This is a genomic window from Tunicatimonas pelagia, from assembly GCF_030506325.1.
Lineage (GTDB): Bacteria > Bacteroidota > Bacteroidia > Cytophagales > Cyclobacteriaceae > Tunicatimonas > Tunicatimonas pelagia.
Map to the genome: position 1 here is coordinate 92,982 of NZ_CP120683.1, position 12,518 is coordinate 105,499.

General features: G+C 43.8%; 11 protein-coding genes. 7 read left to right on the plus strand and 4 right to left on the minus strand.

The genetic code is table 11. From position 1 onward, the window contains the following. Window positions 1-330: 330 nt before the first annotated feature. Entirely contained in the window at window positions 331-1,302 is a 972-nt protein-coding gene (locus P0M28_RS00305; RefSeq protein ID WP_302207333.1) for an alkaline phosphatase family protein, read from the minus strand. A gap of 601 nt (window positions 1,303-1,903) precedes the next feature. Here P0M28_RS00305 and P0M28_RS00310 point away from each other — a divergent pair. Both P0M28_RS00310 and P0M28_RS00315 read left to right on the plus strand, forming a co-directional pair. After that, complete coding sequence (locus P0M28_RS00310) at window positions 1,904-2,551, plus strand: PQLLE family protein (protein WP_302207334.1); 648 nt, start codon at window positions 1,904-1,906, stop codon at window positions 2,549-2,551. Window positions 2,552-2,701: 150 nt separating this feature from the next. Next, window positions 2,702-3,538 (plus strand): universal stress protein, encoded by an 837-nt coding sequence (locus P0M28_RS00315; RefSeq protein WP_302207335.1) that lies wholly within the window; start codon window positions 2,702-2,704, stop codon window positions 3,536-3,538. A 169-nt stretch (window positions 3,539-3,707) separates the two neighbouring features. On the opposite strand, the gene rbp is transcribed toward P0M28_RS00315, so the two are convergent. The 3 genes from rbp to P0M28_RS00330 form a co-directional block, all read right to left on the minus strand. Continuing rightward, complete coding sequence (gene rbp / locus P0M28_RS00320; protein WP_302207336.1) at window positions 3,708-4,016, minus strand: RNA-binding regulator; 309 nt, start codon at window positions 4,014-4,016, stop codon at window positions 3,708-3,710. Between the two features lie 418 nt (window positions 4,017-4,434). Then, window positions 4,435-5,850, minus strand: a complete 1,416-nt coding sequence (locus P0M28_RS00325; RefSeq protein ID WP_302207337.1) for a purine-cytosine permease family protein — start codon at window positions 5,848-5,850, stop codon at window positions 4,435-4,437. Continuing rightward, complete coding sequence (locus P0M28_RS00330; RefSeq protein WP_302207338.1) at window positions 5,835-7,001, minus strand: alpha-hydroxy acid oxidase; 1,167 nt, start codon at window positions 6,999-7,001, stop codon at window positions 5,835-5,837. The genes P0M28_RS00325 and P0M28_RS00330 overlap by 16 nt, the downstream gene beginning before the upstream one ends. A gap of 160 nt (window positions 7,002-7,161) precedes the next feature. On the opposite strand from P0M28_RS00330, the gene P0M28_RS00335 reads away from it, so the two are divergent. The 5 genes from P0M28_RS00335 (at window position 7,162) to P0M28_RS00355 (ending at window position 12,511) form a co-directional block, all read left to right on the plus strand. Next, on the plus strand, window positions 7,162-7,542 hold the full coding sequence (locus P0M28_RS00335) for a VOC family protein (RefSeq protein ID WP_302207339.1): 381 nt from the start codon (window positions 7,162-7,164) through the stop codon (window positions 7,540-7,542). A 78-nt stretch (window positions 7,543-7,620) separates the two neighbouring features. Then, window positions 7,621-8,781 carry an MFS transporter gene (locus P0M28_RS00340; RefSeq protein ID WP_302207340.1) on the plus strand — a complete coding sequence of 387 codons (1,161 nt, stop codon included), beginning with the start codon at window positions 7,621-7,623 and terminating at the stop codon, window positions 8,779-8,781. A gap of 161 nt (window positions 8,782-8,942) precedes the next feature. Continuing rightward, the gene (locus P0M28_RS00345; RefSeq protein ID WP_302207341.1) at window positions 8,943-10,283 is read left to right on the plus strand and encodes an LVIVD repeat-containing protein; all 1,341 of its coding nucleotides are present in this window, start codon (window positions 8,943-8,945) and stop codon (window positions 10,281-10,283) included. A gap of 46 nt (window positions 10,284-10,329) precedes the next feature. Next, complete coding sequence (locus P0M28_RS00350; protein WP_302207343.1) at window positions 10,330-11,091, plus strand: hypothetical protein; 762 nt, start codon at window positions 10,330-10,332, stop codon at window positions 11,089-11,091. A gap of 76 nt (window positions 11,092-11,167) precedes the next feature. Next, the gene (locus P0M28_RS00355) at window positions 11,168-12,511 is read left to right on the plus strand and encodes an LVIVD repeat-containing protein (protein WP_302207344.1); all 1,344 of its coding nucleotides are present in this window, start codon (window positions 11,168-11,170) and stop codon (window positions 12,509-12,511) included. Window positions 12,512-12,518 lie beyond the last annotated feature (7 nt).

Consider the following 12,518-nt stretch of genomic DNA (forward strand, 5'->3'; position numbering starts at 1 on the left):
ATATCGTAATCAATAGCCGAGGTGGCGTGACCTTCAAAAATACTCTTTCAAGGGGCAGGAAATAGCCTACATTTAGCCAAATATTCCTTAGATCCAGCCGGAAATGAGGTGTTTTTCATCATTTTCGGATAATTTCCTTTAGACAATAAACTAATTTTCTCCAAAACCTTGACTACTTATATCTATTGCCCCTGATAGGTAGACCTCTTCATTCGCTGTTCCTCGAGGCTCCTTACCCGCGCAAAACTTTGCTTAAGCTACATCTTATATCGCAACCCCATGCAGTTACTTTATTACCCAAATCCTTGAGGGTACCATTATGCAAACCGCTTACCTTTCACCTTTTACTCTTAGTTCTTCATTTCTAAATATTTCAGTAATGGGTTTTCCTATCCAGCAATCGGGAGCGGTAAGGCCGAGGGCGTAAGCGATGGTGGCGGCAGTATCGTAGATTTCTATGTCTTGCTGAATAGCGTGATTGGTGCGAACGCCCACTCCGGCTACAATCCAGGGAATAGTACGCTCTTCGGGAGTGTCACCGCCGTGGCTGGTTTCCTTACCGCCGTGGTCAGAAGTCACCACTACTAACGTATTTTCGGCAGTACCTGACTCCCAAACTGCCTGTAGTATGTTTCCAATCAGCTGATCGGATTTTTCTACAGCTTCATTATAGTGATTGGAGCCCCATTTGTGGCTATGCCCAGCATGGTCTACGTGGTCGAGGTGCACAAACATGAAAGTAGGCTGATAATTTCGCCAGTAATCAGCCGCCGCTTCAGCCGTTTTATCCTCCCCTTTAGTGTCACCCTTCATGGTAGCTACGCCGTTTTCTAGCAATCGGCCAAAGCCAGACCAATCATAAAACGTAGCAATATCAGCATCAGGCTTTTGTTCACGAACTACCCGAAAGATAGTAGGCCAGAGCTGTCCTTCTTCCCCATCACACAAGGTAGTATCGGCAATATCAGTGATTTCCCAGGCGTTGCTGGTAATCGTATGCTCGTTGGGCGTGGCTCCCATAATCATCGATGCCCAATTGGGACTGCTACTAGTTGGCATTACGGCTTGGGCTTGCATAGAAGAAGCTCCGATAGCGATTAAAGAGTCAAGAGTTGGTGTATTAGCCTGTTTAATGCCGAAGGGAGCAAGTCCATCTACGCCAATCACTAGTACGTGTTTGGCAACCTGAGGCATTTGGGCAAAAGTAACGTTGAAAACCGCAGTCCCTAGTAGGAAAGTGGTGGAAGTTAGCAGGTAAAAATAGCGTTTTGGTAGTAGGACTAGGCGAGTGATAGTCAGCATGTAGTAGGTACGTTAATTTTCTTGGTGAAGATAGTAGAATTATAAGTATACTCTTGCTGCTTCACTGTTAGGAAATTGTTACTAAATGTTTGATTAAAAAATGGTATTGTCTCTTTACACCTAAAACTGTTATGAACAGTTAAATTCTTGCATTAGACGGGCTTTTTGCACAGAAATTGCGACGTGTTCTAGCAGAAAAATAAATCGCGCGTTGAAAGAGTCTTTAAATATCAATATTAGTATGCGTAGCACGCTAGGAATGACACTAAATCTAATGGGTGCATTTTTTTACGCTTGGAAAATAAAACTGTGCAAAATATGTTCAACATAGCTTATTTGACAAAATATGATGTGTATTACCCCTGAAACGTACTATTACTGGTGATTTTTAGGTGATTTTACCCCTACAGCAAAACTTTTTTCACGAAATATTCTTCAAATCACCCCTTCCAGTTTATTATTATCGTCTCAAAATAGGCAAAATCAGGTAAGTTTTTAATTTTTACTGATGCCCTTACGCACGTAAGATTTTCTGCTGAACTAGATTTTTTGAATATCTATTAGTGATTTACTTTGCCGGAAGTTATACAAAGTTCATTATATGAAAGTCTCAAAATTGAATCAGGAAGAGTTGTTGGTGCAAGTTGACGTAGCTGTGCAAGCTGCCCTTACCGTATCTGAACTGACTAACGCTTTTCAGTCAGGGGGATTTGATCCCGACAAGATCAAGGTAGGGCTTACCCTAGCCAAAGAAGTAACTGATTGGCAAGACCGACAAACGGCTACCGCCAACAATGTGCGCGTTACTCAGCGGGCGTACCGAACCGCCAAGGAAATGATTAACTCTCTGTATTTTCGTCATCTGGAAGCCGCTCGCTTCATGTACCGCGATGATGAACCTATGAAGTATACTTTGCAGCTACCCGGCCCCCGCCAAACCCGTTTTGCTGCTTGGTTTGAGCAAGTACGTTCGTTTTATACTAACGTAGACCCGAAGGCATTAGGACCTTTTGGGGTACAAGCCAAAGAAATAAATGAGGTAAAAAAACTACTAGATCAGCTATCTGAACTGCAAGTACTCCGTAACGACGCCCGTCGGCAGGCACAGCAGTCTACCCGTGGTAAGCAATTAGCAATAAATGATCTACGTACTTGGTTCCGTCGCTTTATTGATGCTGCCAAATTTGTCTGCCACGACGATCCTCAACTGCTAGAGTCTATGGGTATTGTGATACCCAGTAATTCTTAGGCAATAGATAAAAAAGCGCACACTTAACTATACACGGATATGTAAAGAATATCCAGATTTATCGTGTAATAATCAGCTTTTACACTGACTTATATCATGGTGGTTAGCAAAGGAAGAATTTACCTTATGGGTAATCAAATACTCACTACCATGAAACCAATACAATCCATACTATTTACTACAGATTTTTCTCACACAGCTAATAATGCGTTGGTTTACGCTCAGGAGCTAGCCAAATCTGTGAACGCAAAGCTGTATATTTTGCACGCTTGCCGTATTCCGAATGCTTCTACCGCAGCGTATCCCGCTGGCTACTACGAGGCAGTCAATATCAATGAATTGAAGCTAGAGGCTGATAAAAAAATGGGGCAGCTTCAGCATGATTTCCTTTTTTCTCCCGCTATTGAGTACGAGTGCATAACACTGATGGGACCCGCCTCAGAAGTTATTGGAGAAGTAGCCGAAGAAAAGCAGGTCGACCTTATTGTTATGGGTACCCGACAGGCAGATGGCCTGCTAGAATGGTTGGGTAGTGTTACTTCAGATGTAGCGGAGAAATCAACCTATCCCTTGTTGGCTATTCCGCATAATGCTCAGTTCTCTATACCTAAGAAGTTTCTGCTGACTACTACGCTCAGCAAACACTCTTCACTAAATTCATTGGATCAGGTCAAGGAACTGGTACAGCTATTTGGTGCTGAGCTTGATGTGCTCTATATTCACCCACATGGCAAAGAATTTACGCCGGGGCAGGTGCGCTTTCAAACGGCACTAGAGAACTTTCTGGAAGACATTCCGCATCACTTACACATTGTTGCCTACGATGATGTAAGCGAGGGCATACAGAAGTACGTAACTCAAAATGAAGTTGATGTACTTACTATGATTCCGCAGCAACATAGCTTTTTTGCTCAACTCTTTCGAGCCAGCAAAACGCGTCATATGCTGTTTCATACGCACCTGCCACTACTATTGGTTCAAGACTAATACTAATATTAGCTATTTGTATGCTCTCCCAATAAAATCCGTAGGCAACACTTTCCTACCCTCTTGAAAAGGGGGATGGATTTATTGCCTATCTATCAGAAGTGTAATAACTAAAAAAGGGTAACTGTGATGTTACCCTTTCTCTTTGATGTAATATTGCTAAGATAGCTTAGTATCGGCTGTTGTACCCTCCGCCGCCACCACCAAAGTTGGAACGACGTTGACCACCACCCTCTCCTTTCGGACGGGCTTTCTTTACAACGATGTCACTACCGTCAAACTCAACTTCATTAAGCTCAGAAATAGCACGGTTGGCCGACTCATCGTCAGGCATTTCAACAAAACCAAAGCAACGAGAATTGCCAGTTTCTCGATCAAAGATCACTTTGGCAGAATCGACCTCACCGTATTCGGCGAATAGGTCATTTAAGTCCTCGCTAGTAGTTGAAGGACTTAATTTGGCTACGAATAAATTCATAAAAAGAATAAATAATAATAAATAAAGTAATAAGATAGCGTATTAAGTATGAGGACGCTTCAAAGAGAATCGTCAGCTACACTGTATCTATCCGGCAAAGCTACATTTTCTTTTCTATAAAGGTTCAGGTTTATCTAATTGATTACCTAAAACTGCTATTTTATTTTTCAAAACTTGTTTTAGTACTGTTTTATTGATTATTGTACAACTTTTATTAGGAAAAACGATGAGTATATGATGATATAAGCAATTGAAAATCAGGAATATTTAGAGCATCAACTAGAAAGAAGTATCTATTACTCCACTCGCTTTCCAAAAATTTAAATTATCATTAAGCAATACCTTTTATAAAATTATCAGAACGCCCTTAATTGTATAATCAAAGACTTCAGTCTGTTAGCTTGGTCTGCACTTCTCATCATTTAGCTTTGTTAAAAGACTTACTGAAAACAATGAATAAAACACCACAAAGTAGCCAAGCTGGTAGCGTAACAAACGAAAGAAATACGTCGAACTGAAGCGATATAAAGTAGAAAACTCCAAAACTAATTGCCCAAGCCAGTAAAACAGACTTGTTGAACCTCGTTTGGGTTGCTTCAGCATAGTTTGGTACAATGCCAGCCTGTTTGGCGAAAAAATGCTCAAATACAATGATTGCTCCAAAAGGGGCGAGAATAAATCCGTATAAGGCAACAAATCCTAATAATTTCATGGCAAAAGCCGGAAAGATGCCTGCTACAGTAGCGATAGCTCCGGCAATGATGGTTACTTTAAACGTTGATAGTTTAGGCATAATGGCTTGGAAGGCCAACCCTGCTCGATAGATTGTTGGATTGGCCGTGGTCCAGCCAGCGAGAACCACCGCAATAATTCCAAAAAGGCCTATCGCGTTATACGCCAACGGACCCGGGGCTACCGGAGGGGCTTCTCCGGCTGCCAAGTAAGCCTGAGCTTCGCCAGATTTTAGATACACAGCATACAGCAGCGCAGCAGCAATCCAAGCCATGTAATGCCCCACGTACATGCCCGCCGCGGTTGTCCATCCGGCACTCGCATCTTTGGCAAATCGAAACACCGAGAGGTCGGACATGCCAATATGCATAGCAGCATTAGCAAACCACGACCAGATAACTACGTGCCAGAAGGTGTATTCTATTTGTCCGGGGAATGGTTCCGAACCCTCTCCCCAGATTTCCCAGAAGTCAGAAAAGCTAGCCACCCCCAGTTGGCTCATTGCCACAATACCACAGGCTAGAAACGCCAACACAATAAACGGCGACATCCAGTTAGCCGCTTTGGAAACGGTATCGTAGCCCTTTGCGGCAATAAGTGATATTACTGTACCAATTACTACTACAATTACCACCCAAGTTACTCCGTTGGGCATGGTATCGGAGAGCTGAGGCATCGGCATATTTAGGGGTACTCCTACTGCGGTAGCCGACACGGTAATCATCGCTCCTGCCAGAAAGCAAAAGAGTATACCATTGGCCAGATTATAACCAGTGACTAACCCTCTCCCACAAATTTTTTCTAACTGAAAGTATAGTGTCAGCCTGTTTTTTACCGCAATCTCAGCCGTCAAAAAGCGCCAGCTTACCACTGCCAGTAAATTGCCCAGTAGCAATCCAAAGATCAAATCGAAAGCACTGACCCCAGCGGTGAGGAATAAGGGGCCAATCATAAACTCAGTACCAGCGGCGTGCTCTCCAGCGTACATTCCTAAGAAACTTTTCCAGCCTTTATGTTTAGCAGCCGGTACTGGTTCTCGTTCGTATTCTCCACTTCCCTTCTCTGCAATAGTTTCTTTATAATCGCCTACTGTGGTTGCCATTCGTTTTTTATTAGATGGTTAGGTAGATCTGAGACTTTTTCGCAACAAAGCTGATCCATAACCTGCTGGAATTGGGTCTTTAGCATCGTAATGGTATGTTCTCCTCCTCTGGCTCCCAAAGCGGCAGCTCCGTACATAAACGATCGTCCCATAAAAGTAAACTTCGCTCCGCAGGCCATTGCTCGGGCAATGTCAGGACCCGACCGCAGCCCACTATCCATCATAATCTCTATCTGCTCGCTGTACTTAGCCGTAATATCTTTCAACGAATTAATGGTAGACTGAGCCGCGTCCAACTGTCTCCCTCCGTGGTTGGAAATAATGATTCCGTCAAACCCCATTCTAATTGCATCTTCTGTATCTCTTTCGGAAGCAACGCCCTTTAATACCAGTTTCCCCTTCCACTTGTCGCGGATGGGCTTAATCTTTTCTTCGTTTAGTCGGCCTGAGAATGTTTTATCCATAAACTGACCTAGCTGCTTCAGGTTTAGTCCCTTGGGAGTGTAGCGTTTAAGCGTTTCAAAAGTAGGTTGTCCGTACCTTAAGGTATTCAGTGCCCAAGTAGGGTTACCCAGAATCTGAATGATATTTCTGAGACTCATCTTGGGCGGTAGGGCTAGTCCATTCCGAATATCGCGGGGGCGGTAACCAAAGGTTGGTACGTCGCAGAGCAGCACCAGTACCGGACATCCGGCGGCTTCCGCCCTACTAATTATATCGTCGCGCAGCTTGTCTTCTACTGGGTTGTACAGTTGAAACCAAGCCTTCCCTTCGGTAATCTCGCTAGCCTGCTCTATGCTCATGGTGGTTACCGTACTTAAGACAAAGGGAATATTGTGTTGGAAAGCAGCTTTAGCTAGTATTTTGGGGGAATTAGGCCACATTAATCCCTGGAGACCAACCGGGGCAATCCCGAAGGGGGCATCGTATTCCATGCCCAACACCGAAGTTTTGGTAGAAGAAGTGCCATAGTTCTGAAGGTACCGAGGCTGAAGCTGTACATCTCTGATTTCGGCAGTATTCCGACTGAGGCTAACATCTTCGTTACAGCCTCCGTCTAGGTATTCAAAAGCAAAAGAGGGAACCCTTGCTTGGGCTTTTTTTCGTAAACGTTCTACCGATGGATATTGAGGATAAAATTTAGTGGGCATTTAATCTAATTCACAGTAAATTAATAGCGAGCTTACACTCACAGTTTTTGAGTAAAAGGTTTAGTCGTTGAATAGCAAATTTGCGTTTTAATATAATCATCTTTTTCAGAGAAACCATCACGGTGTTCCGTACACTAATTTTTCGCTTAACTAAAGTACTATGACAATTGAGCATATCGCCATCTGGACAAACCAACTAGAAGCATTGAAAGACTTTTACAGTCAGTACTTCGGGGCAACGGCAGGTAAGAAGTATCACAATCCAAACAAGCGGTTCACCTCCTACTTCCTTAGCTTTTCTTCGGGGGCTCGTTTGGAACTTATGCATAAGCCTGATCTTGCTCAGGCTAATCAACAGTTCTCAACGGGACTCGCGCATTTTGCGATCTCACTGGGTAGCACCGATGCAGTTGATCGCCTTACAGAAACTTTGAAGGAATCTGGTGTATCTCATTTGGATGGTCCCCGGCGAACAGGCGACGGTTACTACGAAAGCACCTTTCTTGATCCCGATGGAAATGTAATTGAGCTAACTGCGTAAAAAATATGAGATGCGAGATAAGAAATAAGAAAGGGCTGGCTCGGAAACCGAAATTTAATGACTAATGATTGATGACGAATGACCGTGCAAAAAGCCCGAATAGCTGTTTCAGTACTTTTCTTCGTAAATGGAGCTGGTTTTGCCAGTTGGGTACCCCACATTCCGATGATACGTGAACGGTTCGAGTTGAGTGAAAGTGAACTAGGGCTAACACTGCTAATTATCGCCATTGGTGCTATCATTGCCATGCCTTTGGCCGGGGGAATTATTGAAAAACTGGGGAGCAAACGGGTAATCAGCTTCGCCTCAATAGGTTTTTGCCTACTACTATCCGTTCTACTGCTCATGCCTGACTATTTTAGTCTTGGGGCACTGTTATTTTTGTTTGGTATGGTAAACGGATCAATGGATGTTGCTATGAATGCCCACGGAGTGCTGGTAGAACAAAAGTACCAACAACCTATTATGTCGTCCTTTCACGGTTTATTCAGCTCCGGAGGATTGGTTGGAGCCGGACTAGCCAGTGCCTTTTTAGCAATGGGGTTCACTCCCGCGCAGCATATGCTGATTATGCTAAGCACGCTATTCGTATTAGTACTTATCGCACTAAAATTCTTACTACCCTCTGAAAACAGATCAAAAAATACACCTAATAAGAGAGAGCCGCTGTTGGCGTTTCCTTCTCAGACGTTAGTTTGGTACCTGGCATTACTGGGATTTTTCATATTGATGGTAGAAGGAGCTATGGCCGACTGGACCGCTATCCATATTATGGATTTACCGAATGCTACCGCTTCATTGGCCGCTATGGGGTTTGCCGGATTTTCGTTTACAATGGCCATTGGCCGGCTATTGGGCGATAAGATTGTCCGGGTAGTTGGCCGCTCACGAGTTCTCCGGTTTGGTAGTGTAATCGCTGCTTTAGGATTACTGCTCGTCGTACTAATACCAGAAGTCGGCGGGGCGGTTATTGGGTTCGGTTTAGTAGGAGTTGGCTTAGCAAACGTAGTGCCCATCATTTTTAGCTCGGCCGGTTACGCCAACCCCGATGCTCCCGGACGCGGCATTGCTGCCGTCACCACCATGGGCTATTTTGGTTTTTTAATTGGCCCGCCTTTAATTGGTTTTATCGCGGAAGGTATTTCACTTAATGGTGCTTGGCTAATGCTAAGTGTTTTTCTGAGTGTGGTAGTAATTATGGCTCCTCGCCTAATTCGTCGCCTACCCCACCGAACATAATTAATTCATGATTTATAGGCACAATACAATGAATTTTTCATCTAAGAATATTTATTCCTTTTTGGTAGCAATTTGGAGCTAAAGTTGTAAGTTTAACTTATAACTAAAACAGTGGGTGTATGAATTGATAAGAGCTAATTTTTTACTTAATCAATTCACTTATGAACCCTTTTCACGCGTCTCTTCTCGTCCGAAAATCGCTGATTTTCATTGTTCCAGTCTGCATTGGCTTTGGCCTTCTTTCCTACTGTACCGATCAGGTTACATCTACGGTTCGCTTTCACCGAATGACTCCTGTTTATACTACTACGCAAGAGATTCGGGAGGCAGTAGCCATTATGCCGCCTCGAGCCATTCAAGGTACAGGTAAGATTTTTTCGCACGATAATTACCTTTTTCTGAACCAACCGGGCGAAGGGGTGCATATTATCGATAACACCAACCCATCTCAACCCCAAACCACGGGTTTTATCAATATTCCGGGCAACTATGATTTGGCCGTAGCGGGAGATATTATGTACGCCGACAGCTACATTGACTTGCTGGCCATTGATATTAGCAACCATCAGTCTATTCAGGTGTTGCACCGGGAAGAAAATGTATTTCCCAAGTTTAATAGCTTCGGTTTTTACTCGGATAACGATAAAGGGGTAGTTACGCAATGGGAAGAAGTAGATGTTACCGAAACATTTGAGGGTGAATTGAATGGAACCAAGTGGGGGCCGGGAGTTTATCAGTACATAGATCATTTGGGTATCTCGCAACAAGCCCGCCACGATTTTGTGCAGCAATCTAATGTACCAATACGAGAACTGAATAGCACAGCACCTACCCCTGTGGGTCGAGGAGGCTCTATGTCGCGCTTTGCCATAAGCACCGATCACCTGTACACGATTGATGATGAGAATATGCAGGTGTTTGATTTATCTTCCGCAACAACTCCTACCTCAGTGAATGAGTTTTCGGTTGGGTTTATGATTGAAACGATTTACGCTCATCAAAAGCAATTATTCGTAGGAGCGCAAAATGCTATGTATATCTACGATAAATCCGTGGCGGCCTCACCCAACCTTCAGGCTACTTACTGGCACGCCACCAGCTGCGACCCCGTAATTGCTAACGATACAATGGCCTACGTCACGCTTCGTACCGGAACTACCTGCGAGGGTGACCAAAATGTATTAGAACTAGTAGATATTAAGCAAGCAAACCTTCCCCAAGAAGTAGCCCGCTACAATATGGACAGTCCCCACGGTTTGGGTTTGGACGAACATTTGCTTTTTGTATGCGAAGGTGCTTCCGGAGTGAAAGTATTTGACGCTCGTTACCCTTACGCCCTAGACAATCATCTCATCTCCCAAATTGATGGGTTGTTTGCCTACGATGTTATTACCCAAGACCAGCACCTTATTGTTATTGCCGAAGATGGTGTGTACCAGTATGACTATACTAACCCTGAGCAAATTACGCTTCTCAGCAAAATGACGCGAGCAGCACTCTAATTATTCAAGGTCTCAGAACAGTTTCTGAGACCTTTCTTTTCTCTTTATGAAGTACCTACTCACACTGTGCCTTTTTGGGTCGCTATTGGTGATGGCTTTGCCAAGCCTTGCCCAGAATGACACTACATCGACTCGAGAAATAACTGTTTATCTTAGAAACGGAAGTTATGTGCACGGTCGAGAATCAATTCTACGATTTAAGGGCTACCTAACTGTAGATACTGATAACTTTTCGCAAAAGCATATTCCCAATAAAAAGATTATTTATATTCATTACGGCCCACCGCTACCCCAACCACTCATTAAAATGTGGGGAATAGAACCTGCTTTTTTTGTTTCTATGTTAGCAGGTATTCAGTTTGGTGACACTGGCAGCGAAAATAACCGAGCCACAGCCAGCATTCTGGTAGGCTATATGTTCCACCCGTTGCTTCAGCCCAGCCTCGGCCTTGGCTACATGCAATACGAGCCAACCACCGCGACGACACCCTTCTTACGGTTACACGGAGTAATACCGGAGTGGAAATGGAGTCCGATGTATTTTATGGAAGTTGGGGCAAGCCGATTACGCACCAATGTTTACGATTTCAATGTTGAATACCACAATACTAAAGGAGGGTTGATGCTTCACCCCGGAATTGGTATTCAGCGGAGATTCCGCACTGGAGCCGTATCACTCCAAATGGGGTACCGCATTCAACAGGCGGAGCTTGATTATTCGGTACAAGAATTTTGGGGAGGCACTTTGCGCGTACAAGAAAGTATTACCTACCGTCGGCTTTCGGCCGTAATTGGATTTACTTTTTAGTTACAAAATTTTCATTCCCTTCCAACCTACTGCTTCACGATTGGTGTCTTATCAGTACAAAAACTATTTCACTACCATGAAGCACCTATCTTTAATTCGCCCCCAGGTCTGGCTTGGTTACGTTACTTTTCATGCAGCCGCTATCGGTTACTTGCTTATGCTGACCCAATGCTCTGACAAAGTAGAAGTGACCCGTACATATCGCTACTTAGAACCGGTTTACACAACCACCGACGAAATTCGCAATTCTTTTGAAGTTGCTCCCCCGGAAGAGCTCAGCACTACCGGCAAAATTTACTACCTGGCCCCCTATGTATTTATCAACAAACCGGGGGAAGGTATTCATGTACTTGATAATACTGATCCGGCCAACCCAATCAATCTAAGCTTTATCAATATACCCGGTAATTTTGATATGGCCGCCCAAGGAAATATACTGTACGCTGACAGTTATATTGACTTATTAGCTATCGATATTTCTAACTTAGACGATGTGCAGATTACCAAACGGGTAGAAAATGTATTTCCTCGCTTTACCACTTGGTCAGGATTTGCGGCTAGTGAAGGTAGTATTCTGACTGACTGGGAGGAGAAAGAGGTTGTTGAGGTATTGGAAGGTGAATTAGATGAGTTTGCCCCCGGCTTGTACCACTACCGGAGCGGTATTGTTACCGAGCAGTGGGTTAATTTTGCTACGGTTGACTCGAGAGTACTAGCAAATACAAATAGTGGTGGTTCTACCGCTCAACCTCAAGCAGGTATTGGAGGTTCAATGGCTCGTTTTACGATCAGCAGTGAACGGCTCTATGCGGTTGATGATAACAACTTACAAGTGTTTGACATCACGCAAATAGACGACCCCATTGAAGGAAATGAACTAGTTGTTGGCTTCGGTATTGAAACAATATTTCCGTACAAAGACAAATTATTTATTGGGTCTCAGGCAGGTATGTTTATCTACAATAATACTGACCCTGACAACCCTGAGTACGAAGGCGAGTTTATTCACGCCCGGGCTTGCGACCCGGTAGTAGCCAATGATACGGTAGCCTACGTTACACTACGCGATGGTAATGATTGTTGGGGAGCTAACAATCAGTTAGATGTTATTGACGTAGAAAACGTAAGCAGTCCTCAGCTTATTCAATCCTACTCAATGGATCATCCGCACGGGTTGGCCATTGACGGTACTACTCTGTTTATTTGCGAAGGCGAATTTGGTTTGAAGGTATTTGACGCTAGCAATTCCCGAGAAATTTCCCAAAATCAATTAGTACATATCGAAGATATCCACGCTTTTGATGTGATTCCGCTGGACGGAGTGCTTATGGTAATTGGAGATGACGGACTCTATCAGTACGATTATACCGACCCGGCCAATTTGCAGCTACTTAGTAAAATGACGTTGGTAGCACTATAATATTATA

Excerpts from the sequence above, each read along its gene's own strand:
- rbp (WP_302207336.1), bottom strand. The coding sequence starts at position 4,016 with ATGAATTTATTCGTAGCCAAATTAAGTCCTTCAACTACTAGCGAGGAC.
- P0M28_RS00330 (WP_302207338.1), bottom strand. The coding sequence starts at position 7,001 with ATGCCCACTAAATTTTATCCTCAATATCCATCGGTAGAACGTTTACGA.
- P0M28_RS00335 (WP_302207339.1), top strand. The coding sequence starts at position 7,162 with ATGACAATTGAGCATATCGCCATCTGGACAAACCAACTAGAAGCATTG.
- P0M28_RS00355 (WP_302207344.1), top strand. The coding sequence starts at position 11,168 with ATGAAGCACCTATCTTTAATTCGCCCCCAGGTCTGGCTTGGTTACGTT.
- P0M28_RS00350 (WP_302207343.1), top strand. The coding sequence starts at position 10,330 with ATGAAGTACCTACTCACACTGTGCCTTTTTGGGTCGCTATTGGTGATG.
- P0M28_RS00305 (WP_302207333.1), bottom strand. The coding sequence starts at position 1,302 with ATGCTGACTATCACTCGCCTAGTCCTACTACCAAAACGCTATTTTTAC.
- P0M28_RS00340 (WP_302207340.1), top strand. The coding sequence starts at position 7,621 with ATGACCGTGCAAAAAGCCCGAATAGCTGTTTCAGTACTTTTCTTCGTA.
- P0M28_RS00345 (WP_302207341.1), top strand. The coding sequence starts at position 8,943 with ATGAACCCTTTTCACGCGTCTCTTCTCGTCCGAAAATCGCTGATTTTC.
- P0M28_RS00315 (WP_302207335.1), top strand. The coding sequence starts at position 2,702 with ATGAAACCAATACAATCCATACTATTTACTACAGATTTTTCTCACACA.
- P0M28_RS00310 (WP_302207334.1), top strand. The coding sequence starts at position 1,904 with ATGAAAGTCTCAAAATTGAATCAGGAAGAGTTGTTGGTGCAAGTTGAC.
- P0M28_RS00325 (WP_302207337.1), bottom strand. The coding sequence starts at position 5,850 with ATGGCAACCACAGTAGGCGATTATAAAGAAACTATTGCAGAGAAGGGA.